The organism is Streptomyces sp. NPDC008163 (assembly GCF_042956885.1).
GTDB classification, from domain to species: Bacteria; Actinomycetota; Actinomycetes; order Streptomycetales; family Streptomycetaceae; genus Streptomyces; species Streptomyces drozdowiczii_A.
In genome coordinates this window covers 77815-103080 of the sequence record NZ_JBIBHG010000004.1, presented here as the reverse complement: position 1 = coordinate 103080, position 25266 = coordinate 77815, and the positions used below count along the sequence as shown (strand labels likewise).

The 25266-nt window shown below is 71.3% G+C and carries 24 protein-coding genes; 12 read left to right on the top strand and 12 right to left on the bottom strand.

The annotated features are described in order from the left end of the window. Positions 1-9: 9 nt before the first annotated feature. The 8 genes from ACFZAT_RS10945 to ACFZAT_RS10910 all read right to left on the bottom strand — a co-directional run bounded on the left by ACFZAT_RS10945 (position 10) and on the right by ACFZAT_RS10910 (position 9933). Positions 10-1467, bottom strand: a complete 1458-nt coding sequence (locus ACFZAT_RS10945) for a catalase (RefSeq protein WP_391262954.1) — start codon at positions 1465-1467, stop codon at positions 10-12. 211 nt (positions 1468-1678) lie between these two features. Next, the gene (locus tag ACFZAT_RS10940) at positions 1679-2578 is read right to left on the bottom strand and encodes a 2-hydroxy-3-oxopropionate reductase (RefSeq protein WP_391262952.1); all 900 of its coding nucleotides are present in this window, start codon (positions 2576-2578) and stop codon (positions 1679-1681) included. Between the two features lie 40 nt (positions 2579-2618). After that, positions 2619-3458 (bottom strand): TIM barrel protein, encoded by an 840-nt coding sequence (locus tag ACFZAT_RS10935; RefSeq protein ID WP_391262950.1) that lies wholly within the window; start codon positions 3456-3458, stop codon positions 2619-2621. A 198-nt stretch (positions 3459-3656) separates the two neighbouring features. Then, on the bottom strand, positions 3657-5099 hold the full coding sequence (locus tag ACFZAT_RS10930) for a cellulose binding domain-containing protein (protein WP_391262948.1): 1443 nt from the start codon (positions 5097-5099) through the stop codon (positions 3657-3659). 75 nt (positions 5100-5174) lie between these two features. Continuing rightward, positions 5175-6767, bottom strand: coding sequence for a family 20 glycosylhydrolase (locus ACFZAT_RS10925; protein WP_391262946.1), 1593 nt, complete (start codon positions 6765-6767; stop codon positions 5175-5177). Between the two features lie 31 nt (positions 6768-6798). Beyond that, positions 6799-7641 (bottom strand): ABC transporter permease subunit, encoded by an 843-nt coding sequence (locus ACFZAT_RS10920; protein ID WP_391262944.1) that lies wholly within the window; start codon positions 7639-7641, stop codon positions 6799-6801. Beyond that, the gene (locus ACFZAT_RS10915; protein ID WP_391262942.1) at positions 7638-8624 is read right to left on the bottom strand and encodes an ABC transporter permease subunit; all 987 of its coding nucleotides are present in this window, start codon (positions 8622-8624) and stop codon (positions 7638-7640) included. The genes ACFZAT_RS10920 and ACFZAT_RS10915 overlap by 4 nt, the downstream gene beginning before the upstream one ends. Positions 8625-8664: 40 nt before the next feature. Beyond that, a complete protein-coding gene (locus ACFZAT_RS10910; RefSeq protein WP_391262940.1) occupies positions 8665-9933 on the bottom strand; it encodes an extracellular solute-binding protein in 1269 nt (422 codons plus the stop codon). 227 nt (positions 9934-10160) lie between these two features. Here ACFZAT_RS10910 and ACFZAT_RS10905 point away from each other — a divergent pair, with 227 nt between their 5' ends. From ACFZAT_RS10905 to ACFZAT_RS10860, 10 genes are all read left to right on the top strand, one after another. Further along, positions 10161-11000, top strand: coding sequence for a UTRA domain-containing protein (locus tag ACFZAT_RS10905; protein WP_391262938.1), 840 nt, complete (start codon positions 10161-10163; stop codon positions 10998-11000). Between the two features lie 156 nt (positions 11001-11156). After that, on the top strand, positions 11157-12344 hold the full coding sequence (locus tag ACFZAT_RS10900) for a beta-propeller fold lactonase family protein (RefSeq protein ID WP_391262936.1): 1188 nt from the start codon (positions 11157-11159) through the stop codon (positions 12342-12344). Between the two features lie 65 nt (positions 12345-12409). Then, positions 12410-12661, top strand: coding sequence for a hypothetical protein (locus ACFZAT_RS10895; RefSeq protein ID WP_265539553.1), 252 nt, complete (start codon positions 12410-12412; stop codon positions 12659-12661). Next, complete coding sequence (locus ACFZAT_RS10890; RefSeq protein ID WP_391262934.1) at positions 12658-13035, top strand: helix-turn-helix domain-containing protein; 378 nt, start codon at positions 12658-12660, stop codon at positions 13033-13035. The genes ACFZAT_RS10895 and ACFZAT_RS10890 overlap by 4 nt, the downstream gene beginning before the upstream one ends. 177 nt (positions 13036-13212) lie before the next feature. Then, entirely contained in the window at positions 13213-13722 is a 510-nt protein-coding gene (uraD, locus tag ACFZAT_RS10885) for a 2-oxo-4-hydroxy-4-carboxy-5-ureidoimidazoline decarboxylase (RefSeq protein ID WP_391262933.1), read from the top strand. 19 nt (positions 13723-13741) lie between these two features. Then, positions 13742-14134: a hydroxyisourate hydrolase gene (gene uraH, locus ACFZAT_RS10880; RefSeq protein ID WP_391262931.1), complete on the top strand. Its 393-nt coding sequence runs from the start codon at positions 13742-13744 to the stop codon at positions 14132-14134. Between the two features lie 7 nt (positions 14135-14141). Then, on the top strand, positions 14142-15065 hold the full coding sequence (pucL, locus tag ACFZAT_RS10875) for a factor-independent urate hydroxylase (RefSeq protein ID WP_391262929.1): 924 nt from the start codon (positions 14142-14144) through the stop codon (positions 15063-15065). Between the two features lie 67 nt (positions 15066-15132). Continuing rightward, positions 15133-16530 carry a solute carrier family 23 protein gene (locus ACFZAT_RS10870; protein WP_391262927.1) on the top strand — a complete coding sequence of 466 codons (1398 nt, stop codon included), beginning with the start codon at positions 15133-15135 and terminating at the stop codon, positions 16528-16530. 42 nt (positions 16531-16572) lie between these two features. Then, complete coding sequence (locus tag ACFZAT_RS10865) at positions 16573-17970, top strand: 8-oxoguanine deaminase (RefSeq protein ID WP_391262925.1); 1398 nt, start codon at positions 16573-16575, stop codon at positions 17968-17970. A gap of 273 nt (positions 17971-18243) precedes the next feature. Then, positions 18244-19695: a solute carrier family 23 protein gene (locus tag ACFZAT_RS10860; RefSeq protein WP_391262923.1), complete on the top strand. Its 1452-nt coding sequence runs from the start codon at positions 18244-18246 to the stop codon at positions 19693-19695. Positions 19696-19762: 67 nt separating this feature from the next. Here ACFZAT_RS10860 and ACFZAT_RS10855 read toward each other — a convergent pair whose 3' ends face one another. Then, positions 19763-20629 carry a chitosanase gene (locus ACFZAT_RS10855; RefSeq protein ID WP_391262921.1) on the bottom strand — a complete coding sequence of 289 codons (867 nt, stop codon included), beginning with the start codon at positions 20627-20629 and terminating at the stop codon, positions 19763-19765. Positions 20630-20751: 122 nt separating this feature from the next. Further along, positions 20752-21582, bottom strand: coding sequence for a chitosanase (locus ACFZAT_RS10850; protein WP_391262919.1), 831 nt, complete (start codon positions 21580-21582; stop codon positions 20752-20754). Positions 21583-21642: 60 nt separating this feature from the next. On the opposite strand from ACFZAT_RS10850, the gene ACFZAT_RS10845 reads away from it, so the two are divergent. Continuing rightward, complete coding sequence (locus ACFZAT_RS10845; RefSeq protein ID WP_391262917.1) at positions 21643-22326, top strand: alpha/beta fold hydrolase; 684 nt, start codon at positions 21643-21645, stop codon at positions 22324-22326. Between the two features lie 113 nt (positions 22327-22439). On the opposite strand, the gene ACFZAT_RS10840 is transcribed toward ACFZAT_RS10845, so the two are convergent. Together ACFZAT_RS10840 and ACFZAT_RS10835 are read right to left on the bottom strand one after the other, a co-directional pair. After that, complete coding sequence (locus ACFZAT_RS10840) at positions 22440-23021, bottom strand: TIGR03086 family metal-binding protein (protein WP_391262915.1); 582 nt, start codon at positions 23019-23021, stop codon at positions 22440-22442. A 37-nt stretch (positions 23022-23058) separates the two neighbouring features. Further along, the gene (locus tag ACFZAT_RS10835) at positions 23059-24120 is read right to left on the bottom strand and encodes an amidohydrolase family protein (RefSeq protein WP_391262913.1); all 1062 of its coding nucleotides are present in this window, start codon (positions 24118-24120) and stop codon (positions 23059-23061) included. Between the two features lie 132 nt (positions 24121-24252). Between ACFZAT_RS10835 and ACFZAT_RS10830 the strand changes: the two genes are divergently transcribed. Next, complete coding sequence (locus ACFZAT_RS10830; RefSeq protein WP_391262911.1) at positions 24253-25248, top strand: fibronectin type III domain-containing protein; 996 nt, start codon at positions 24253-24255, stop codon at positions 25246-25248. Positions 25249-25266 lie beyond the last annotated feature (18 nt).

Genomic DNA, 25266 nt, shown 5'->3' with positions numbered 1-25266 from the left:
GGGGGGAGGTCAGTCCTCGCGGAGGGCGCGGACCGCCTCCTCCACGCGCTTGCCGTACTCGGGGTCGGCGGCGTGGAAGTGGGCGAGGTTCTTCTCGATGACGTCGTCCCGGGAGACCTGGGACAGGCCGCCCGCGATGTTCGCGATCAGGCGGTCCTTCTCGTCGGCCGTCATCAGGCGGTACAGCTCGCCGGCCTGGAAGAAGTCGTCGTCCTTGGTGTGGAGGGGCGCCTCGTGGGTGCCGGTCCAGCCCTGGACGGGGAGCGGGGCGGAGAGCGCCGTGTCCGTCTGGGCGGGGCCCGCGTACGAGTTGGGCTCGTAGTTCTTGTCGTGGCGCGAGCCGTACCGCGTGGCGTGGAGGCCGTCGCGGCCGTAGTTGTCCGCGGTGGCGGCGCGCGGCGCGTTCACCGGGAGCTGGGTGTGGTTGATGCCCAGGCGGTAGCGCTGCGCGTCCGCGTAGGCGAAGAGGCGGCCCTGGAGCATCTTGTCCGGGGACGGGCCGATGCCGGGCACGAAGTTGTTCGGCGAGAACGCGGCCTGCTCGACCTCGGCGAAGACGTTGTCCGGGTTGCGGTCCAGCACCAGCCGGCCCACCCGCTGGAGCGGGTAGTCCGCGTGCGGCCACACCTTGGTGACGTCGAACGGGTTGAAGCGGTAGTCCGCCGCCTCGGCGGCCGGCATGAGCTGCACGTACAGCGTCCAGGACGGGTTCATACCGCGCTCGATGGCCTGGAGCAGGTCCGTCTGGTGCGAGCTGCCGTCCTTGCCGACGAGCTCGGCGGCCTGGTCGGCGGAGAGGGAGCGCACACCCTGATTGGTCTTGAAGTGGTACTTCACGAAGTACGCGTCACCCGCGGCGTTCGTCCACTGGTACGTGTGCGAGCCGAAGCCGTTCATGTGGCGGTACGAGGCGGGGATGCCGCGGTCGCCCATCAGCCAGGTCACCTGGTGCGTGGCCTCGGGGGAGTTGCCCCAGAAGTCCCAGACGTTGTCCGGCTCCTGACGGCCCGTGAACGGGTCGCGCTTCTGCGAGTGGATGAAGTCGGGGAACTTGATCGGGTCCTTGATGAAGAACACCGGGGTGTTGTTGCCGACGAGATCGTAATTGCCCTCCTCGGTGTAGAACTTGACGGCGAAACCGCGCGGGTCGCGCACCGCGTCCGCGCCGCCCAGCGAGTCGGCGACGGTCGAGAAGCGGAGGAACGTCTCGGTGCGGCGGCCCACCTCGGAGAGGAAGTCGGCGCGGGTGAAGGCGGTGACGTCGTCGGTCACCTCGAAGTAGCCGTACGCGCCGGAGCCCCGGGCGTGCACCACGCGCTCCGGGATGCGCTCCCGGTTGAAGCGGGCGAGCTTCTCCAGGAGGTGCCCGTCCTGGAGGAGGATCGGGCCTCCGGCACCCGCGGTGGCGGAGTTCTGGTTGTCGGCGACCGGGGCGCCGGACTCGGTCGTAAGCACACGCTGCGTCATGGTGTCGGGGCGACCTTCCGTACGGGGAGCTGCTGAACTGCGACGGCTCGGGGCTCCAGGAGCGTAGGTACGCTCCGAACCTGACGTCAACAGTTTGTTGAAATTCTTGGTGGGAGGGTGTTCCGGACGGTGCCGGCGCCTGGGCGCGACAGGACAGGTGTCAGCGACGGCACCGTCCGGAAGTCTGGGGGGAGGGGTGGAGCGGGCGGGGTCAGCCCTTGACCGGCTGACCCGACAGGCGCTCCACCGAGCGCAGCAGCGCCGAGTGGTCCAGGCCGCCGTCACCCTGCGCGCGCAGCGAGGCGACGAGCTGGGCGACCACACCGCCGACCGGCAGCGCGGCACCGACGTTGCGGGCGGCGTCCGTGACGATGCCCATGTCCTTGTGGTGCAGGTCGATCCGGAAGCCCGGGGCGAAGTCCCGGTTCAGGAAGTTGTCCTTCTTGCGGGTCAGCACGGTCGAGCCGGCCAGGCCGCCGTTCAGCACGTCCAGTGCGGCGGCGAGGTCCACGCCGGACTTCTCCAGGAAGACCACGGCCTCGGCGCACGCCTGGATGTTCACCGCGACGATCAGCTGGTTCGCGGCCTTCACCGTCTGGCCCGAGCCGTGCGGGCCGCACAGCACGATGGTCTTGCCGAGCGCTTCGAGCAGCGGCTTCGCGGCGTCGAAGTCCGCCTGCTCGCCGCCCACCATGATGGAGAGGACGGCCTCGATCGCACCGGCCTCACCGCCGGAGACGGGGGCGTCCAGGACCCGGATGCCCTTCTCGGCGGCGTTCTTCGCGAGGTCCACGGAGGTCTGCGGGGTGATCGAGGACATGTCGATCAGCAGCGCCCCGCGCTTCGTGTTCTCCAGGATGCCGTCGGGGCCGTAGGCGATGGCCTCGACCTGCGGCGACGCGGGCACCATCGTGATGACCACGTCCGCGTCCTCGACCGCCTCGGCGATCGAGGAGGCGCCGGTGCCGCCGGCCGCGGCCAGGCGGTCGACCTTGTCCTGCTCCAGGGTGTAACCGGTGACGTCGTAACCGGCCTTGATCAGGTTCTCCGACATGGGCGAACCCATGATGCCGAGACCGATCCACGCAACCTTGGGGAGGTTGTTGCTCATGAGGGTGCCTTCCGATCAGCGTGTAGAGGGGCTCCGGGCCCTAGCGGGCGGGCCGCGCGGCGGCCGGGAGCCAGTCGAAGGAGTCGGCGCTCGGGCGGTCGCCGGGCTTGTACTCCAGCCCGACCCAGCCCTCGTAACCGGCCTTCGTCAGCTCGTCCAGGAGCTGCTCCAGGGGGAGCGAGCCGGTGCCGGGCGCGCCGCGGCCCGGGTTGTCGGCGATCTGGACGTGCCCGGTCCTGTCGGCGTACGCGGTGATGACCTGGCTGAGGTCCTCGCCGTTCATCGACAGGTGGTACAGGTCCAGCAGGAACTTCGCGTTGCCCAGGCCGGTGGCGGCGTTGACCCGGTCGACGACCTCGATCCCGGCCGGTGCGCTCACCAGCGGGTAGCGCGGGGACTCCGGCGCGTTCAGGGTCTCGATCAGCAGCACCGCGCCGATCCGGTCGGCGGCGCGGGCCGCCGGCACCAGGTTCTCCAGGGCGAGTTCGTCCTGGGCGGCGGGGTCGACGCCGTCGACCCGGTTGCCGTACAGCGCGTTGAGCGCCTTGCAGCCGACCGAGGCGGCGAAGTCGGCCGCCACCTCGATGTTGGCCCGGAAGCGCTCCGACTCCGTACCGGGCACGGAGAGCGCGCCGCGGTCGGGGCCGGGGAGCTGTCCGGCGTAGAAGTTCAGGCCCACCAGCTGGGTGCCGGCGTCGTCGAGCGCCTTCTTGAGGGCGTCGAGCTCGGCCTGCTCGGGGGTGGGGGTCTCGATCCAGGGCCACCACAGCTCGACCGCCGTGAAGCCGGCCGCGGCGGCTGCCGCGGGACGCTCCAGGAGCGGGAGTTCCGTGAAGAGGATCGAGAGGTTCACATCGAAGCGCTGGTCCGGGTAGCCCATGAGGGTTTCGGCGCTCCTTCCGTATTGCGGAAGTTTATTTCTGCTTAATGGAAGATTGCCCGGAGGGTGGCGGGGCTGTCAAGGGGGTGCCCGGAATTCGTGCCGGTCAGGGAGGTGGCGCGCGCCTCTCGGAGAGCATGCGAAAGGGCGGGGCGGAGGCCCGTCGGCCTTCGCCCCGCCCGCGTATCCGCTACCGGATCATCCGGCCGGAACGGTGTCCTGGAACGTCGTCCCCGCCGCGCGGTACGCGGCGACCTTCGCGTTCACCTGCGAAGGCGTGAGGACCTTGTCCTTCACGTGCAGGACGTAGTCGACCTGCTGGTCGTACGCGCGGGGCGTGGTGCTCGTCTGCCCGGCCAGGTCGATCAGCCACTGGTTGAAGTTGATCGACATCCCGCGCTCCGGCAGGTAGGCCGCGCCGTGCGTGCCGAAGAGCTGGCCGTCGATGTAATACGTGATCGCGCTGTTGTCGATGGTCACCACCAGGTCGTGCCAGCCGGCGTAGCTCTGCCGGGACTCGGTGTGCTGGTTGACGGCCTCCCACGGGTCGGGCCGGTAGGTCTCCCACGAGGTGGTGTAGAGGATGTTGCCGCTCTCGCCCCAGCCGCCGTTGGGCAGGTACTCGAAGTCGTACTCGGCGTAGTCGTCCGCCATCGGCGCCTTGAGGTCGTTGATGGTGAAGAACGTCTGGACCAGGTGGTCGCCGTCCGGGCCCGACTTCGGCGCGTCGTTGAACTTGACCCGGGCCGCGTAGGTGCCGTTGCGGAACTTCATGGACTGGGTCAGGATCTCGGTCTGCTTGGTGGACTCACCGGTGCCCGCCGTCGACGTCTCCAGGTTCATGATGGAGTTGCCGCTCTGCGAGGCGAACGTGACCTTGTCCGGTGCCCAGGTGGCACCGGGCACGCCGGGCCCGCCCGCGTTGGAGCGGACGCTCCAGCCGTGCGCGGCGATCTGCGGGTCGCTGTGGCTGCTGTAGTTGAAGTCGTCGAAGAGCGTCGGCCCGTTCTCGCCCGGGTCACCCGGGTCGGTCGGGTCCGTGGGGTCGGTCGGATCGGTGGGGTCGTTGCCCTCGGGCGCCGTGCCCCAGACCTTGGTGCCGCCGAGCTGCGCGGTCACCTTCGTCCAGTCGGCGTACGAGGTCGCGCCGGCGCCGAACGAGTAGTCGTCGCTCTGCACCAGCGGCTGCCAGTTGGACCGGTAGAACCGCAGTTGCATGTCACCGGAGTCGGCCCCCGGTGCCAGCGAACCCGCGCCGGAGGTGAAGCCGATCTCCAGGTAACGGTCGGCGGTGGCGGTCGGCTTGGCGAGCGTGCCGAACGTCCCCGTGATGTTCCCGCAGCCCTTCACCGCCCAGGAGCAGGCGAACCGGTAGACCTCGCCCACCGCGTCGCCCTTGAAGTAGTAGCGGATCTTCACGTCGCTGAGCTGCACGGACTTGCTGCCGGTGTTGCGCACCTTCAGCCAGGGCTCGCTCTGGTCGGCGCTCGCGCCGGACGCGCCGGTGCGGTACTGCACGGCGATCGGCTCACCGGCGGCGCTCGCCGTCGTGGGGACGGCGGCCAGGGCCGTACAGCCGAGCGCCACGGTGACGGCGGCCGCGGCGGCGGCGCGCAGCCGGCTCTTCGCGTGTGACTTCATGCGTCTGTTCCTTCCGGGAACGTCGTGGGGGAGCGGGGATTCACGAAGGTGGCGCTGTTCCTGGGGAGCGCGGATTCACGGGGTCGGCGCTGTTCCTGGGGACGCCGCGGTGAGCGGCCGGGGGGTCAGGGGGCGGTAGCGGACGCCCAACGCGTCCAGGCGGGTGGTGTGGTGGCCGAGGCGGGCGAGGAAGCCGGGCCAGCCGTCGCCGCCGCCGGACCAGGCGCGGTCCGCGAGGGCGCACAGCCTCGGATACGTCTGGTACTCGATCCGGTCCGGGGTGCGCGCGTACTCGGTCCACAGCTGGGCCTGCGTGCCGAGCAGCCGGACCGCGTCGCCCGGCTCCCAGTCGTCGGTCAGCGAGCGGTCGCCGTGCACCGTGCGCAGCTCGACCGGCGGGCCCGGCTGCGTGAGCGGTTCGCCGGGGGCGGCGGATTCCGCGTAGTCGAGGTAGGTGGCCCGGTAGTGGGCGGCGACCACCTGGTGGCCGCGGCGGGCGGCGGCGCGGGCGTGGGCCGGGTCGCGCCAGGTCATCACCGTGAATTCCGGGGGGAGTTCGGTGCCGGTCTCGGCCCAGCCGACCGGGATACGGCCCCGCTCGGTGACGTGCGCCCCGATGCGGCCCATGAACCAGCCGTGCAGGGCCCGCGCGTCGGGCAGCCCCTCGGCGGCGGCCCGCTCCCGGGCTGCCGGGCTGTTCTCCCACTCCGTGGTCGGGCACTCGTCGCCGCCGACGTGGATGTACGGCGACGGGAAGACGTCCATGACCTCGTCGAGCACCGTCCGGCAGAAGTCGAAGACCTCCTCGTGCACCCCGAACACCGTTTCGCACACGCCCCACTTGGTCCACACGCCCAGCCGCCGCGACGGGTCGTTGCCCAGCTCCGGATGGGCGGCCAGGGCGGCCCGGACATGGCCGGGCATCTCGATCTCCGGCACCACCCGCACCCCGCGCTCCCCGGCGTACCGGACGAGGTCGCGCAGCTCCTGAGTGGTGTACGCCCCCGAGTGCGGCAGGCCGTCGAAGCTCTCGACGGGGCCGCCCGGCGGACCGGCCATCGACTGGCTGCGGTGGCCGCCGATCCCCGTCAGCTTCGGGTACGCGGCGATCGGCATCCGCCAGCCCTGGTCGTCGGTGAGGTGGAGGTGCAGGGTGTTGAGCTTGTGCAGGGCCATCAGGTCCACGTAACGACGCAGGTAGGAGACCGGCTGGAAGTGCCGGGCCACGTCGAGCATCGTGCCGCGCCACGGATGCGCCGGGACGTCGCTGATCTCCACGCACGGCAGCGTCCACGCCCCGCCGCGCCGGGCCCCCGCCGAGAGCGCCTCGGCGGGCAGCAGCTGGCGCAGCGTCTGGACCCCGCACAGCAGCCCGGGCAGCCCGGCGGCCCGCAGCAGCACCGTGTCCGGGCCGATGGTGAGCCCGTACCCCTCCTCGCCGAGGCCGCTCAGCTGCGGGTCCAGGGCGAGCACGATGCGGCCGGTGGCGGAGGGGGCGAGGGGGAGCCCGGTGCCGGGCGCGAGCAGGGTGCGCAGCAGGTCGGCGGCGGCCTCGGCGCCGGGGTAGGCACGGATACCCGTGTCCGGGGTCAGAGTGAAGCGGCCGGGGCGCGCGGAGACCTTGCGGGGGCGGGGGACGAGGGAGTGCTCGGGGCGGGGTGCGGGCATGCGGGGCCTCCGGGAGGGGAGCGGGGGACGGTCAGCCCTTGACGGCGCCGGCCGCGAAGCCGGAGGTGACATGGCGCTGGAGCAGCAGGAAGACCACCAGCGCGGGCAGGGCGAAGAGGGTGGAGGCGGCCATCGTGGCGCCCCAGTCGGTGCCGAAGGTGTTCTGGAAGGAGGACAGCCAGACCGGCAGGGTGCGGCTGTCCTGGTGCTTGATGATCAGGAAGTTGGCGTACGCGAACTCGTTCCAGGCGGTGATGAAGCCGAACAGCGAGGTGGCCATCAGCCCCGGTGCGAGCAGTGGCAGGGCGACCTTCCGGAACGCGCTGGTCCTGGTGCAGCCGTCGACCTGCGCGGCCTCCTCCAGCTCCGGCGGGATCGTCCCGATGAAGCCGCGCAGCACGATCACCGAGAACGGCAGCGTGACCATGAAGTAGACGAGGGTCAGCGTCGGCAGCCGGTCCAGCATGTCCGTGTCGCGGGAGATGATGTAGATCGGGATGATCAGCGACTCCCAGGGCGCCATCTGCGCGATGAACACCATGAGCATGAACTGCCGCCGGCCCTTCCAGCGCAGCCTGGCCACCGCGTACGCCGAGGCGAGCGCCACGATCAGGGCCAGCAGGATCGAACTCACCGTCACCAGCACGCTGTTGCGCCAGAACATCCCGAAGCCGTCGGCCTGCACGGCGGTGCGGAAGTGGTCGAGCGTCCAGGTGTGCGGGAAGAGCTGCGGGTCGGAGGACTGGATGTCCTTGGACGGTTTGAACGCGGTGGAGATCATCCAGTAGACGGGGAACAGACAGACCAGGACGGTCAGCGCGGCGGCGGCGTTCAGCGGAAGCCGCCGCAGTCGGGCGCTACGGAGACGGCTCATCGGATCTCGTCCTCCTGGCGGAACATCTGGCGGAAGTAGAGGACGAGCACCCCGGACATCAGGACCACGGTGACCATCGAGGCGGCCGAGCCCAGGTCGTAACGCTGGCCGGAGAGCGCGGTCTGGACCGCGTACACGGGCAGGATCGTCGTGGCGTCGCCCGGGCCGCCCCGGGTCATCACCCAGATCTGGACGAACGCCTTGAACGTCCAGATCACCTCCAGCGAGAACACCAGCAGGAAGATCGGCCGGAGCACCGGCAGGGTGACCGAGCGGAAGACGCGGGCGCCGCTCGCCCCGTCCAGCCGCGCCGACTCGTACAGCTCGGTGGGGACCGTGGTCAGCCCGGAGTAGAGGGTGATCGCCGCGAACGGCACCGACTGCCACACGACCAGCAGCACCAGGATGGCGAAGGCGGCGGTGCCGTGCGCGAACCACGGGTAGCGGTCGAACGAGGAGAAGCCGGCGCCGGTCAGCAGGTGGTTGACGATGCCGAACTCGGAGTGGAACAGCCACTGGAAGACCGTGGTGGCCGCGATCACCGGCATGGCCCAGGCCAGCACCAGCGAACTGAGCACCACCGTCCGGGCGGTCCTGCCCAGGCGCTCGGTCATCAGGGCGACCAGCGTCGCGATCACCATGATCAGGACCACGTTGACCGCCATGAACAGGAAGGTGCGCCGGACCACCTCCCAGAATCGCGGATCGCTCAGCAGGGTGCGGTAGTTGCGCAGCCCGACGAACTCCGCGTCCCCCGTGATCAGCTGCCGCAGCCGGAAGTCCTGGAGCGAGATCAGGACCGCCCGCAGCAGCGGATAGACCAGCAGGTAGAGCATCCCGCCGACGGCCGGTGCGATCAGGGCGTACGGCCAGATGCCGCGCGGTTCCCCGGACCGCCGCCGGCGGGGCGGCGGTCCGGACGTGCCGGGTACGGCCCGGCGCTTGGGACTGGGGGGTGCGGTCCGTTCCCGGATGACCGACACGGCACGCCTCCTCTCGACGGTGTGGGGTGTGGGAGGGGGATCAGGAACCGGAGTTCATGGCCCGGGTGATGTCGGCGGACGCCTTGCCGGCCTCCTTCGCCGGGTCACCCCCGGTGAGGACGGCGGTCATGTAGTCCTTGATCGGGTTCTCGGCCTCGACCGCGGCCCAGCTCGGGGTGTTGGGCGTGGCGTGGCCGTTCGCCGCGCCGACCGCCATCGCCGCCGCGCCCGGGTCGGCGGCCACGGCGGAGGCGAGCGTGGTCCGGTTCGGCACGTAGCTCATGGCGACGGCGAGCTTCTTCTGCCAGGCGTCACCGGTGAGTTCCTTGATGAAGGTGAGCGCCGCCTCCTGCTTGCCGGAGGCGGTGGGGATCACCAGGTCGGAGCCGCCGGTGAAGACGGCACCCGGCGTTTCGGCGGTCTTGCCCGGGATCGGGAAGAAGCCCAGCTTCCCCTTCAGGTCCGGGTTCTTCTCGATGACGACGTTGGCGCCGCCCGGCGTGGAGATGACCTGGGCGACCTTGCCCTGCGCCATCACATCGGCCTGCGGCGGATCGGCCTCGTCGGCGTCCTTGGGGCCCTTGCCGAGCGCCTGGAGCTTCTTGTAGAACTCCATGCCGCGCAGCGCCTCCGGGGTGTCCAGGGCGCCCTTCCACTTCCCCCCGGATTCGGTGGCGAGGTCGCCGCCCTCGTCCCAGACGAAGCCGGCCAGGGCGTACCAGGTCTGGCCCGGCAGGTAGATGCCCTGGTTGCCGCCCTTGTTGAGCTTCTCGGTCGCGGCGACCCACTGGTCGCGGGTCTTGATGGTCTTCGCGTCGATGCCGGCCTTTTCGAAGAGGTCGGTGCGGTAGATGACCACGCGGTTGGCGGCGTAGTACGGGATGCCGTACTGCTTGCCCTCGTACGCGCCCGGCTCGGCGAGGCCCTTGAGCCAGTCCTTGCCGTTCAGCTCGTCCACCTTGTCGCTGAGGTCGAGCAGCCCGCCGCTCTGCGCGAACTGTGCGACCTGGGTGTTGCCGCTCTCGATGACGTCCGGGGCGTCGTTGCTGGCGAGCGCGGCGGTGATCTTCTCGCCGATGCCGTCCCACTCCTGGATCTGGACCCGGGCCCGGATGTCGGGGTGCGCCTTCTCGAAGCCCTGGACGAACTCCTTCTGGAACTGCGCCGAGACGCTGTCGCGCATCAGCCAGACGTCGATGCTGGTCCGGCCGTCGCCGGAGGAGTCGGACGAGTCGTCGGACGAGCCACAGGCGCTGAGGACGGCGGCCAGCACGAGCACGGACCCACCGGCAAGCAAGCGGTACTTCACGGTTCACCTCTGGGAGAACAGGACCTGACCACCTGACCAGTGAAGGCCGCTGGACAGCTCACCTCTTGTTGGTGGATGAAGGTGGCATGGACCAATGGAGCCGTCAAGACCCCAGTATTCAAAGGATTTTGGCGATCCTCCGGCGGAGGCGTCCGCGAAAGCGGCTACACTCCACCTGACCAGTGGTCCAGTGGTCAGGTACCTAACCCGCCAGAAGGGGGCAGCTCATGGACGCCGACGCATCGGGGACGGTGCTCAAACGGGAGCGGGCCCGTGACGCCATCCTGGAAATGATCGAGTCCCGGCGCCCGGGCGACGCGATCCCCTCGGAGCGGTCCCTGTGCGCCGCGCTCGGCGTCTCCCGGCCCACCCTGCGCGCCGCGGTGGACGAGCTGGTCGCGACCGGGCTCCTGGTGCGGGAGCACGGCCGGGGCATGTTCGTCGCGCCCGAGAAGATCACCCAGGAGCTGATCTCGGCCGACCTCGCCCTGTCGGTCCCGCAGGCGGCCGGGGCCTGGTCGAGCCGGCTCCTGGAGTTCACCACCGTCCAGGCCGGTGCCCGGGTCGGCCGGAAGCTGCGCATGTCGCCGGCGGCCGACATCGTGTACGTCGCCCGGCTCCGGCTGGTCGACGGCGCGCCCATGGCCATCGAGCACCTGCACATCCGGGCCGAGCTGGTGCCCGGCCTGTCCGCCGAGGAGCTGGAGAGCGGCGACCTCTACGAGCACCTGCGCGAGCGCCACGACGTGCACGTCCACGAGGCGGTCCAGGCGATCGAGCCGACCGTGGTGACCCGGGCCGAGGCCCGCCTCCTGGACGTGCCCGAGCTCTCGCCCGCGCTGCTCTTCGAGCGGCTGACCTCGGACACCACGGGCCGTCCCGTCGAGTACGTGCACTCGCTCTACCGGGGTGACCGCTACCGCATCGTGTCCCGGCTGGCCCTCGGGCCGGCCGCCGCCGTCGAACCGGTCGAGGGCGGCCACCATCCGGGCATCCCGCCGGGCGACTTCGCACAGCGCGAGCCGATCACGTCCTCGACGCGGGGTGACATTCAGTCCGGCGACTGAGGGGGCTGCCGTGAACCGGGCGCCGCGCACGCCCGGCTCACGTGTCGCCCACGCGTTGCGTCCTGTGCAATGACCGGTGCACCTCTTGCGGTGGGACCCGGGTCAGGCCACTGTGGCTGCGACATCCGACGCAACCGACCCCACGAGGTGCCTCGCATGACGTCCCCCACCAGCCGCCGCACGCTGCTCGGAGCCCTCCTGGCGGGCGGCGCCCTCGCCGCCGCCCCCAGCCTCCCGCGCACCGCGCACCGCCCCGCGCCCCACCACCCCCACCACCCGCCGCACCCCGCCCACCCGGCGGCCCTCGGCACCCGCACCCTCTACCTCGGCACCTACACCTCGACCAGCCCCGGCGGGACCGGCGTCGGCGTCGCCGCGTACGACCCGGAGACGGCGGGCATCACCGCCCGCACCGTCGTCACGGGCGTCGAGAACCCCTCGTACCTCGCCCTCCACCCCACGGGCGCCACGCTCTACGCGGTCGACGAGCAGCAGAACGGCGGCGTCACCGCGGTCGCCCTCGCCGACGACGGCACCTTCAGCGTCCTCGGCACCCGGTCGACCGGCGGCGCCGGACCCTGCCACCTCTCGGTCCACCCGGGCGGGCGGTGGCTGCTCAGCGCCAACTACACCTCCGGCAGCGTCGCCGTGCACCCCCTGGCCGAGGACGGGTCGGTGGGGGAGCGCACCGACCTGGTCGCCCACAGCTCGCCCGCCCCCGGACCGGGGCAGGACGGCCCGCACGCGCACCAGATCATCACGGCCCCCGACGGCGACCACGTCCTGGCCGTCGACCTGGGCAACGACACGGTCTACACGTACCGGCTCGACGAGACGGACGGCACCCTGGAGCAGGTGTCGTACGCCGCGCTGCGGCCGGGCGCCGGGCCCCGCCACCTCACCTTCCACCCCGACGGGCGCCACGCGTACCTGGCCTGCGAGCTCGACAACACGGCGGTGGTCTGCGGTTACGATCCCGCTACGGGCGTGCTCACCCCCGGGGACCCGCAGTCCACCGGCACCGGCTCCGGCACCAGCTACCCCGCGCAGTTCCTGGTCACCGGCGACGGCCGGTTCGCCTATCTCGCGAACCGGGGTCACAACAGCATCACCCGGTACGCGATCGAGGACGGCGGGGCCGCGCTGCGCCTGCTCGACACCGTGCCCGTGGGCGGCGACTTCCCGCGGCACACCGCGTTCTCGCCGGACGGCACCCTGCTCTTCGCCGCCAACCAGAAGTCCGGCACGGTCACCGCCTTCCGGGTGGACGCCGCATCGGGCTCCCTGACCTCGGCCGGGACGCCGTACGCGGCTCCGGCGGCGGTCTGCGTGCTGCCGGTGTAGGGCGTTAGGGTCGAGCCCGAGCCGCAGGTCGCACCGGACGCGGTGCGACGTATCAGGGAGGCACCATGCGCTTGAGAGTGGAGTTCACCACCGAGCCCTTCGATCTGGACGAGGCGCCCGCGCACGCGGTCGTGGCGCGCGAGGTCATCCAGGGGGCCGAGCTGGACGCCGTCGACGTCGGCCCGTTCGGCAACACGGCGGAGGGCGGTGCCGACGAGGTGCTCACCGCGGTGGACAGCCTGCTGCGGCAAGCGCTGGCATCGGGTGCCACCCGGGTCTCGCTCCAGGTCAACGTCATCGGAGAGGACCCGAAGTGACCGGACCGGTGGACCACCCCCTCGTCACCGCCGTGAAGCCGCTCGCGGACGCGATGGGGGCCGAGCTCGTCGGCCCCGGTGAGGCGCACCCCGACGACGTGGTGCTGGCCTGGGAGGGCGAGGACGTCGTGGCGGTCCGGCTGCCGCAGCTCTCGGAGTCGCTGGACCACATCCTGGCCGCGATGGAGCGCCGGCACGGCATGCCGCTGGCCGAGCTGGACCGCAAGGCCAAGCAGGAGGCCGTCCGGCTCCTGGAGGCACGCGGTGCCTTCTCCGTAAGGCACGGGGTCGAGACCGTGGCGGGGGCGCTGGGCGTCTCCAGGTTCACCGTGTACAACTACCTGAACAGGGAAAACGGCGCCAAGAGCGGGTAGTTGGACCACCCATGCACAGGCTGCCGACACATGATCGATCAAGCCGCCGCCCGTACCACCGGGCGGCGGCTTTTTCTGTATACGGAATTTCAACAAACTGTTGACGTCGTGTTGCGGAGGGCGTTAGCTATCCGCAGCCCGACCAACGCACAGCGAAGAACAGCCACGGAGGCTCCCGTGACTTCGAGCTCCACGCCGGGCCTCGCCCGGTTCAACACCCAGGCGGACGCCGAGGCGGCCGCCGCACTGCACGAGGTGTGTGCCAGTGCGGCATGGGGGCGAGCGATCCTCGCCCACCGCCCGTACGCCACCACCGAAGCCCTGCTCTCCGCGAGCGACACCGCCACGGCGGCACTCGACGCGGAGGACCTGGCGGAGGCCATGGCCGGTCACCCGCCGATCGGCCGCCCGAAGCCCGGGGACCCGACCTCCTCCCGCGAACAGCGGGGGATGGCCGGGGCCTCCGAGGAGCTCAAGGCCGAGATGCTCGAACTCAACCTGGCCTACCAGGAGCGGTTCGGACATGTCTTCCTGATCTGCGCCACCGGCGCCACCGGTGAGCAGATGCGCGACGCGGTGAAGTCCCGGATCGGGAACCCCCCCGAGCAGGAGCGGGGGATCGTGCGCACCGAACTGGGCAAGATCAACCGCATCCGCCTCACCCGCCTCGTCACGGAAGACGCGTAACAGAAGGAGAGTGAAGGTCTTGAGCACCTTCGCCACCGCATCGGTGTCCACCCACATCCTGGACACCAGCATCGGCCGCCCCGCCGCCGATGTCGCCGTCTCGCTCGCCGCCCGCCCGGGCGCCGACGCCGAGTGGGTGACGCTCGGGGGCTCCGCGACCGATGCGGACGGGCGCTGCAAGGACCTGCCGGCCCTGCCGGAGGGCACCACCCACGTACGGCTCGACTTCGAGACCGAGCCGTACTTCACAGCCAAGAAGCAAGCCGAGGCGCAGCAGGACGCCCCCCGCGTAAGGGACAGCGGCGCGTTCTTCCCCGAGGTGGCGATCACTTTCGCCGTCACCCCGGGCGAGCACTACCACGTACCGCTGCTGCTCAACCCGTTCGGCTACTCCGTATACCGAGGGAGCTAGCAGACACATGCCCACGATTCTCGGCCAGAACCAGTACGGCAAAGCAGAGAACCGCGTCGTCAAGATCACGCGGGACGGCGACACCCACCACATCAAGGACCTGAACGTCTCGGTCGCGCTCTCCGGCGAGATGGACGACGTCCACTACTCCGGCTCCAATGCGCACGTCCTGCCCACGGACACCACCAAGAACACGGTGTTCGCGTTCGCCAAGGAGCACGGGATCGAGTCCGCCGAGCAGTTCGGCATCCACCTCGCCCGCCACTTCGTGACCTCGCAGGAGCCGATCAAGACCGCGCGCATCCGCATCGAGGAGTACGCCTGGGAGCGCATCGCCACCTCCGACGCGAACTCCCGTTTCATCGGGTCCGACGAGGTCAAGCACTCCTTCGTGCGCAAGAACCAGGAGATCCGCACCGCCCAGATCACCTTCGACGGTGAGAAGTGGCAGGTCATCTCCGGGCTCAAGGACCTGACCGTGATGAACTCGACCAACTCCGAGTTCTGGGGCTACGTCAAGGACAAGTACACGACGCTCAAGGAGGCGTACGACCGCATCCTCGCGACCGACGTCTCCGCCCGCTGGCGCCACAACTGGACCAGCGACGAGCAGCGCATGCCGAACTGGGAGAAGTCGTACGAGCAGGCGCGCAAGCACATGCTGCACGCCTTCGCCGAGACGTACTCGCTCTCGCTCCAGCAGACCCTGTACCAGATGGGTTCGCGCATCATCAACAACCGCAGCGAGATCGACGAGATCCGCTTCTCGCTGCCGAACAACCACCACTTCCTTGTGGACTTGGAGCCGTTCGGCCTCAAGAACGACAACGAGGTGTACTTCGCGGCCGACCGTCCGTACGGGCTCATCGAGGGCACCGTGCTCCGGGACGGCGTCGAGCCGCAGATCCCGGTCGACATGACCAACCTCTGACGCGGCGCCGTGCCGGTGCCCGCCCGCTCCTCGCGGCCGGGCACCGGCCGGGCCGGAGGGAACCCTCATGGCACAGCCAGCATCCGGGCCCGCGGAAGCAGAAGGCCCCTGTTCCACCCCGCCGGAGCGTGCGGTGCATCCGGTGGACGAGAAGCTCACCCCCTCGCGGCTCCTGCCGGCCGCCCTCCAGCACATCGCCGCCATGTACGCCGGCGTCGTCACCCCTCCGCTGATCATCGGTCAGGCCGTCGGCCTCGACGCGGCGGGCATGACCCGGCTCATCGCGGCGAGCCTCCTCATCGCCGGCTGCGCCACCCTGCTCCAGACCCTCGGCATCGGCGGCCTCGCCGGAAACCGGCTGCCGTTCGTCAACGCCGCGTCCTCCGCGGGCATCGCCCCGATGCTCGCCATCGCCGAGACCAGTGCCCCCGGGCACCAACTGCCCGCGATCTACGGCGCGGTGCTCGTCGCCGGGGTGTTCTGCCTGGCCGTCGGGCCGTTCTTCGGCAGACTCCTGCGTTTCTTCCCGCCCCTGGTCACCGGCGTCGTGATCACCCTGATCGGGGTCACCCTGATGCCCGTACCGGTCTCCTGGGCGCAGGGCGGCGACAAGACGGCCACCGACTTCGGCGACATGAAGTACCTCGCGCTCGCCGCGTTCACCCTCGTCGTGATCCTGCTGATCCAGCGCTTCGGACGCGGCTTTCTGCGCCAAGTCGCCCTCCTGATGGGTCTTTTGGTCGGCACGCTGGCCGCCGTCCCCTTCGGTCTCGCCGACTTCGCCGCGCTGCGCGATGCCCCGCTGGCCGCCGTGCCCACCCCGTTCGCCTTCGGCGCGCCGGAGTTCCAGCCGGCCGCGATCCTCTCGCTGTGCATCGTGATGCTCGTCCTGATGACCGAGTCGTCCGCCGGGATGCTGGCCGTCGGCGAGATCTGCGACCGCCGCACCGACGGACGCACCCTCACCCGGGGGCTGCGCACCGACGGCATCGCCACCCTGATCGGCCCGGTCTTCGGCGGCTTCCCCACCAGCGCCTTCGCGCAGAACGTGGGCGTCGTCTCGCTCACCAAGGTCCGCAGCCGTTACGTCGTCGCCGCCGCCGGGGCCGCCCTGCTGGTCCTCGGCCTCTTCCCGGTCCTCGGCGCGGTCGTCTCGCTCGTCCCGATGCCCGTGCTCGGCGGCGCCGGCATCGTCCTCTTCGGCTCCATCGCGGTCAGCGGCATCCGTACGCTCTCCGAAGCCGGCCTGGACGACAGCTCCAACATCATCCTGGTCGCCGTGGCCCTCGGCGCGGGCATCGTCCCGCTCGCCGCGCCCGGGTTCTACGCCGACTTCCCGTCCTGGGCCCAGACCGTCCTGGGCTCCGGAATCAGTGCGGGGGCGCTCGTCGCGGTCCTGCTCAACCTGTTCTTCCACCATCTCGGCACCCACGGCCGCACCGCCGTGGCACTCAAATCCTCCTAGGGTCCTGCCGTGCCCACATCCCGCATGAGAGAAGGAAGCACCATGGCAGCACCGGCAGCCCCCGACCGGGTGGAGCGCATCGTCATCGAGAACTGCTCGATCGCGACCGTCGACGCCGCCGACACCGAGTACGCCTCGGGCTATGTCGTCGTCGCCGGGAACCGCATCGAGTCCGTCGGCGCCGGCCGGGCACCCGAGGGCCTGGAGAACGTCGTACGCCGGATCGACGGAACCGGCCACCTGGCCACGCCCGGCCTGATCAACACGCACCACCACTTCTACCAGTGGATCACCCGGGGCCTGGCCACGGACCACAACCTCTTCAACTGGCTGGTCGCGCTGTACCCGACGTGGGCGCGCATCGACGAGCAGATGGCCCGCGCCGCCGCGCAGGGCTCGCTCGCCATGATGGCGCTCGGCGGCGTCACCACCGCGATGGACCACCACTACGTCTTCCCGAAGGGCTCCGGCGACCTGTCCGGCGCCATCATCGGGGCCGCCCGCGACATGGGCGTACGCTTCACCCTCGCCCGGGGCTCCATGGACCGCAGCGAGAAGGACGGCGGGCTGCCCCCGGACTTCGCCGTGGAGACCCTGGAAGGCGCGCTCGCCGCCACCGAGGCGACCGTCGACGCCCACCACGACGCCTCCTTCGACGCGATGACCCAGGTCGCCGTCGCGCCCTGCTCGCCGTTCTCCGTATCCACCGAACTCATGCGCCAGGGCGCCGAACTGGCCCGGCGCAAGGGCGTGCGGCTGCACACCCACGGCTCGGAGACCGTGGAGGAGGAGAAGTTCTGCCACGAGCTGTTCGGCATGGGCCCGACCGACTACTTCGAGTCCACCGGCTGGCTCGGCGAGGACGTGTGGATGGCGCACTGCGTCCACATGAACGACTCCGACATCGCCGCCTTCGCCCGCACCGGCACCGGCGTCGCCCACTGCCCGTCCTCCAACGCCCGCCTCGCCGCAGGCATCGCCCGCGTCCCGGACATGCTCGCCGCAGGCGTCCCGGTCGGCCTCGGCGTCGACGGCACCGCGTCCAACGAGTCCGGCGAGCTCCACACCGAACTGCGCAACGCCCTCCTCATCAACCGCCTCGGTCCGCACCGGGAACGCGCCCTGAACGCCCGTCAGGCACTGCGCCTCGGCACCTACGGCGGCGCCCAGGTCCTGGGCCGCGCCGCGCAGACCGGCTCGCTGGAGGCCGGCAAGCTCGCCGACCTGGTCCTCTGGAAGCTGGACACCCTCGCCCACGCCTCCATCGCCGACCCGGTCACCGCGCTCGTCTTCGGCGCCGCCGCCCCGGTCACCCTGTCGCTGGTCGACGGCAAGCCGGTCGTGGAGTCCGGCCGCCTGGTCACCGCGGACGAGGAGGCCATCGCCCACGCCACCCGCGACGAGGCCCGCCGCCTCGCCCAGATCGCCGCCGGAGCCTGACGGCCCGGCGGCCCCGAAAGCGGCCGGACGAGGGGGACGGCCCTCGGCCCGGCCGCCGCGGACCCGAGCGGGGTCCGCGGCAACCGGTGCGGGAGGCGCGCCGCCCACGCGCACGTGCCTCCCGCACCGGCGATCCCGGCTGCCCGCACCAGCCGTTCGACCTGCCTCACCGCACCACCGCAGTACACGGGGCCCGGTCCGGCGGACCGGCCCCGGCACCACCTCCCTGAACCCCACGTCACCGCCGACGTGTAACCGACCGGAGGAACCGCCGTGGCAGCTACGCCCAGGTTTCGCGACGACGCAAGTGCGACCCCCCACAACGACGGTGCGCCGGATACGGCCCCGTCCGACCGGAAGCATCCGGTCGACGAGACACTCCCCCCGCTGAAGATGTTCACCAGCGGCCTCCAGCATGTGGCCGCGATGTACGCGGGCGTGGTGGCCCCGCCCATGATCGTGGGGCCCGCCGTGGGCCTCAGTCCCAAGGAGACCGCGTTCCTGATGGGGGCGAGCCTGTTCACCGCGGGCATAGCCACCCTGCTCCAGACGCTCGGCTTCTGGCGGATAGGCGCCCGGCTGCCGTTCGTCAACGGCGTCTCCTTCGCCGGGGTGACCCCGATGGTGGCGATCGGCAAGGACCGGGGCCACGACGGGATCGCCGTCATCTTCGGTGCGATCATCGTGGCGAGCCTCCTCGGCTTCGTCCTCGCGCCCTACTTCTGCAAACTGGTCCGCTTCTTCCCGCCCGTGGTCACCGGCACGGTCATCACCCTCATCGGTGTCTCGCTGCTGCCGGTCGCCTTCAACTGGTCCCAGGGCGGCAACGCGACCGCCCACGACTACGGCTCCACCACCAACATCATCATGGCGGCGGTCACCCTCGTCATCGTGCTGGCCCTGCGCAAACTGCTGCGCGGCTTCCTCCAGCAGATCGCCATCCTGCTCGGCCTGATCATCGGCACGCTCATCGCGATCCCCGTCGGCATCACCGACTTCGGCGCCCTCAAGAACGCGGACGCGATCGGCTTCCCCACCCCGTTCCACTTCGGCGCACCGCAGTTCGAGATCGCCGCGATCGTCTCGATGAGCATCGTGATGCTGGTCTGTATGACCGAGTCCACGGCGGACATGCTGGCCCTCGGCAAGATCGTGGACCGTCCCGCCGACGAACGGACCATCGAGGGCGGGCTGCGCGCCGACACCCTGGGCAGCGCCATCAGCCCGCTCTTCAACGGCTTCATGTGCAGCGCGTTCGCCCAGAACATCGGCCTGGTCGCGATGACCAAGGTGCGCAGCCGCTTCGTGGTCGCGGCCGGCGGCGGCATCCTGATCCTGCTCGGCCTGGTCCCGGTGGCCGCGTCCGTCATCGCGCTGGTGCCGCTGCCGGTGCTCGGCGGCGCGGGGATCGTCCTGTTCGGTTCGGTGGCCGCAAGCGGCATCCAGACCCTGGCCGGCGCCGCGCTGGAGAAGGGCGAGAACGCGCTGATCGTGGCGGCGGCCGTCGGGGTCGGGCTGATCCCGATCGCGGCGCCGGACTTCTACCACGCCTTCCCGAAGGACCTCCTGGTCGTCCTGGACTCCGGGATCTCGACGGGCTGCGTGGTGGCGATCGTCCTCAACCTGGCCTTCAACCACCTCGGCCGCAAAGCCGACTCGGACGAGGCGGGCACCGCGCCCGGCGGCCACGACCCGGTCAAGGCGATGGAGGTCGCCGCTCACTGACATACGGTCAGCACAGCGTGGCGCGTACGGGGTTGGCCGTACGCGCCACGAGTGGTTCTGCCCGTGTTCAGCCGATGTGGAAGCTGTCCCCGTACACCTTCCAGTCGAGCGGCGGGTCCAGGTTCAGATTGCCGTTGCGCAGGAAGACCCGCTGGGCGGTGTCCACCCGGCTGGTGTCCGAGTGGGCCTCCTCCTGCTCCATGGCCCAGACCCGCGCGTCCAGGAAGGCATCGAGGTAGGCCACCTCGTCACCGCCCTGGGCCGGCGGCTTGGCCTGTGCCAGGGCCCGCTGCCGGATGGACCCGAAGCTCGTGCTGTCGCCGCCGTCGCCGTGCATCACGATGGCGTCGTAGTAGGCGAACTGGCCGAGCGTGCCCAGGCCGTCGCTCTTGGCCCGGCCGACCGCCGGGTCGAAGTACACCCGGTCGCGCTCGTCGTTCTGCGCCTGCTGGAAGTCCGGATCCTGCGCGGCCGTCTCCCAGGCGTCCTGGAAGCCCGGGTCCAGACCGTCGTGCGAGTCGCTGCCGTCCACCTCGCGCAGGGCCGGCAGATACCCGGCCAGGACGTTGTCCGGCTTGCGCTGCGTGTACAGCTCCACCAGGTCGAGCATGTCGCCGGTGCCGGAACAGAAGCCGATGATGCCCGCGGTGTAGCCGCGGCCGTCGCCGATGTCCTCGATGTAGCCGTACTGCGCCTTCCAGTCCAGCGTGGAGTTCTCCGCGCTGGAGACCAGTTGCATGGCGATGTCCTTCTTCGCCGGATCGTCGAGACCGGCCAAGGCCGCCTCCTGCTGGTGAGCCGCCGCCGTGGGGACGGGGGTGGCGCCGGCGAAGGCGGTGGCGGGCACCGCCGTGAGGGTCAGTCCGAGCGCGACGAGCGCGAGGCGCACGGATCGGGTGGTGCGACGTGCGGTGCGCTTGTGGGGAGCGTACACCTGTCCTCCAAAGGAGTTCGTCGTTCCGCTGTTCTGTTAGGAAGCTTTCCTATCAGGCTCGAACAGTGGTCGTACACCCCTTCGGCACGGGCGAGTTGAGGGACGTGCCCCGGACACGCCCCCTAGGAGCTCTTGATCTCGTAGCTGTCGCCGTACACCTTCCAGGCCAGCGGCGGGTCCAGATCCAGGTTGCCCCGGTCGAGGAACACCCGCTGCGCGGTCTCGACCCGGCTGGTGTCACTGTGCGAGGGCTCCTCGCGGATCGCGTCGACCCGGGCGTCGAGGAAGGCGTCGAGATACGCGGACTCGTCACCCCCGTCGGCGGGCGTCCTGGCCGCGTCGAGTGCCTGGCTCCGGATCGTGCGGAAGCCGGTGGTGCCGTCCGCGTCGGCCTCGCCGTGCATCACATACGCGTCGTAGTAGACGAACTGGCCCAGCGTGCCCAGCCCGTCCTGCTTCGCCCGGCGCACCGCCGGATCGAAGTACGAAACGTCCCGCTCCGCGTCCTGCGCCTCCCGGAACCTCGCGTCACCCGCCGCCTCGGCCCAGGCCCGGGTGAAGGGGGCGCCGAGACCCGTGTGCGCGTCGCTGCCCTTCACCTTCCGCAGCGCGGGCAGGAACCGTTCCAGCGCGTTGCCCGGCCGGGACCTCGCGTACCGCTCCACGACCCGGAGCATGTCTCCGGTGCCGGAGCAGAAGCCGATGATGCCGCCCGTGTAGCCGCGCCCGTCGCCGATGTCCTCGATGTACTTGTACTGCGCCTTCCAGTCCAGCGTGGAGTTCTCCGCGCTGGAGACGAGCCGCATGGCGATGTCCTTCTTCGCCGGGGCGGCCAGCCCGTCCGCCGTCCCCTTGCCGGAGGAACGACCCGCCTCTGCGCAGCCGGTGAGCGTGGTGGCGGTCATCAGGAGCGCGGCGAAGGGGGTGACCAGGGCGCGCGGGGTGAGCTTCACCGGTCCAGCCTGCCAGCCCGGGGGCGGGATCCCGGCGCATTCGACGGTAGCGTCGGGGGCATGGATGATCAGTCTGTGGTGGATGTCGGCGACGTGCGGCTGGCGTACCGGACCTGGGGTGACCCCTTCGGGTCGCCCGTCGTACTGCTGCACGATCTCGGCGCGAGCGCGGCGAGCTGGGAAGCGGCCGGGAGCCTGCTCGGGCGGGAGTGGCGGGTGTACGGAATCGACCTGCGCGGCCACGGGGAGAGCGACTGGCCGGACGAGTACGACCTGGAGCTGATGCGCGACGACGTGCTCGGTTTCCTCGACGAGTGCGAGCTGGACCGGGCGGGCGTGGTCGGCCACGGCATGGGCGGGGTCGTCGCCCACCTCCTCGCCCAGGAGCACCCGGACCGGGTGGAGCGGCTGGTCCTGGTGGAGACCCCGCCGCCGTTCCCCGGGGCGGCGGGCCCGGCGGTCGGGCCGGACGGGCCCGCCGATTACGACGAGGCGGTGCTCGCCTCGGTGAACGGCGAGCTGGCGGACCCCGATCCGGCGTGGGCGCGGGGCCTCGGGGAGATCGTCGCGCCGACGCTGATCCTGGCGGGCGGACCGGCGAGCACGATGCCGCAGGGGCGGCTCCAGGACATGGCGTCGATGATCCCGGACTGCCACCTGGTCACGATGGGCGGCGGCCACCGTCCGCACGAGTCCGATCCGGAGCAGACGGCGCAGCGGATCACGGAGTTCTTCACGAGCTGAGAGGCCGGGTGGACCGGCGCGCTTCGGGGCGTGCGCTCCGGCGCTTACGCCGTGGGCCCGCCCGTGCGCCGTTCAGCCCGGCGCGTACGCCGTGGGCCCCGCCCCAGCGACCCTCAGTCCTCCGGCCGCCAGTCCGGCCGCCGTCCGCCCCTGGCCACCGCCCGGTCCAGCAGCGGCGCGCCATCGGCGACCGGCACCGGCGGCCCGAACGGGGACGGGTCGTCACCCTGGTCCGCCAGCAGCGCGAGCGTGTTGCGCAGGTGGGCCTCCTCGGCGCCGAAGGGCTGACCGGTCGCCTTCGCGAGGTCCCAGCCGTGCAGCACCAGTTCGTTGAGCGCGACCATCCCCGCGATCCGTCCCGGCAGGTCCACGCCGCCCGCTCTGGTCATGCCCGTCCAGGCGTCGGGGGAGCGCCAGGCGGCCACCATCCCGTCGAGCGCGGCGGGCAGCGTGGCCCGCCAGCCGGTTTCGAGGACGCCGGACTCCACGGAGGGGGCCGAGTCCGTGGCCGGACCCGGCTCCTTGCGGGCGGCGTCGCGGAAGGCGACGGCCAGGCCCCCGATATGGGCGAGCAGGGCCCCCACGGTCACGCCGGGGCACGGTGTCGCGGCCCCCAGCGCGCCGTCGTCCACGGCGTCGAGCTGCGCGGTGATCCGGCGCGCGGCCGGTTCGAGGTCGAGCGGTTGTGTGTCCATACCAGTGCAGACTGCCCGACCGCCCCCCTCTCATCGGTCAGCGCACCACGTGTCCTCGCAGAACGATCCGGCGGGGGTGGTCGAGCACCGCCGGATCGGCGGTCGGATCGGTGTCGTACGCGACCAGGTCGGCCGGCGCCCCGTCCACCAGGTCCGGCAGGCCGAGCCAGGACCGCGCCGTCCAGGACGCCGCGCCGAGCGCCGCGTCGGCCGGCAGCCCGGCCCGGAGCAGCCAGGACGCCTCGCTCGCGACGGTCCCGCAGGGGAACGAATCGGTGCCGGCCAGCACCGTGACGCCCGCCTCGTGAGCGGCCCGGACGGTGTCGGGCAGGGACTCCCAGCCGGCCAGCCACAGATCGCGGCGCGCACTCGGCTCCCGTGCCCGCATCGCGTCCACGCCCCTGCCGAACGCCGCCAGCGTCGGCACGAACGCCGTGCCCTGCGCCGCCATCCGGTCCAGCAGCCCGGGGTCCAGATGCATACCGTGCTCCAGGCTGTCCGCCCCCGCGAGAACCGCGTTGCGGGTGCCCTCGGCGGTCTGGCAGTGCACCGCCACTTTGCCACCCGCCGCGTGGACCGCGGTCACCACCTCGGTGAGCAGCGCGAGGGGCACCGGGGGCTCGTCCTGCCGCCAGTCCCCGACGACCTTGCACCAGCCGGAGGAGGCCGCCGACTCCTCCACGGCGGCCCGGACGAGCTCCGCCTCGCTCACGTCCCGGCCGAAGCCGGGGAAGAACCTGCCGGGGGTGGCCAGCCACCGGCCCGCCGATGTGACCCGGGGCAGCTCCCGGTCCTCGTCCACCCAGGCCGGCATCCGCGCGGCCGTGCCCGGGGTGCGGACGGCGAGGACCCCGGCGTCCCGGTGCGCGCGCAGCTGTTCGCGGAGCAGCTCCTCGTCGAGCGGCTCGCTCGTGTCCGTTGCCCCGGGATGGGTGTGTACGTCGACGAGGCCGGGCAGCAGCCAGCCGCCGTCGACGACGGTCTCGGCGTGCCGTCCCGCGAACCCGCCCGGCGGCTCGCCCTCCCGCAGCACCTCGCCCTCGATCCAGAACGCCCGCTCCTCGCGCTCCGGCAGCACCACACCTCGTACGCACAGCATCCGCCGACGGTACGTCAGGCGGCGCGCGCACCACGGGCCGGGGGCACACCGGCATATTGCGGAAGGTTCCGCTCCGTCCTCTTGTCGGCGACCCCCACCGCATGCGATACAGGTCTGGACCATTGCTCCCGGATGGAAGGCACGACCGTGCGATCCCCCCACACGCATGCCGCGTTGGCCTGCTCCGCCGCCCTGCTCCTCGCCGCGTTCACCACCGCCTGTGGCTCGGAGGCCGAGGCGGACACCAGCGAGCCCACCGCGCCGCGCGGGGTGACCGCGCAGGCCGGCAGCGCCACCTCCGCGCACGTCATGTGGAAGGCCGCCACCGACGACACGGCCGTCACCGGCTACGACGTCTACCGCGAGGGCAAGAAGGTCAAGTCGGTGTCCGCGAGCCGGGTGATGATCGACATCGACGGGCTCACCGCCTCCACCGCCTACACCTTCACCGTCCGCGCCCGGGACAAGGCCGGCAACCTCTCCGCGCCGAGCGCCGCCGCGTCCGTCACCACCCCCGCCCCGACCCCCGCCGACCACGAGGCCCCCACCCGGCCGGTGAAACTGCGCGGCAAGGCGGACGGCAGCCGGGCCGCCACCCTGTCCTGGGGCGGCTCCACGGACGACGTCGGCGTCACCGCGTACGACATCTACCAGGAGGGCTCCCGCATCCACAGCGTGCCCGGTACGCAGACCACCGCGCGGCTCACCGGACTGCGCCCCGGCACCATCTACACGTTCACCGTGCGGGCGAGGGACGCGGCCGACACCTCGTCACCGGACAGCGCGGGCCTCGACCTCACCACCGCGTCGGCGCCCGGCGCGCCCGCCTCCACCGCCCCGACGGACCTGCGGATCACCGACCGGGCCGAAGGCAAGGAGCACATCGTCGAGCTGGACTGGAAGCAGCCCGAGACCGGCGGCAGGATCCCCGCGTACCAGCTCTACATGAACGGCAGGCTGACCACCACGATCGTCTGGGGAGGCGAGCCGCCCGCGGGCCGGGCGCACTACGAACTCACCGTCAACGACCCCCGTGGCACCCGCTATGCGATGAAGCTCCGCGCCAAGCTCCCGGACGGCACGTGGGGCGACTTCTCGGCCGCCCGCACGGTGGTGCTCGGCGACTAGGCGGGGACTAGGGGGTGT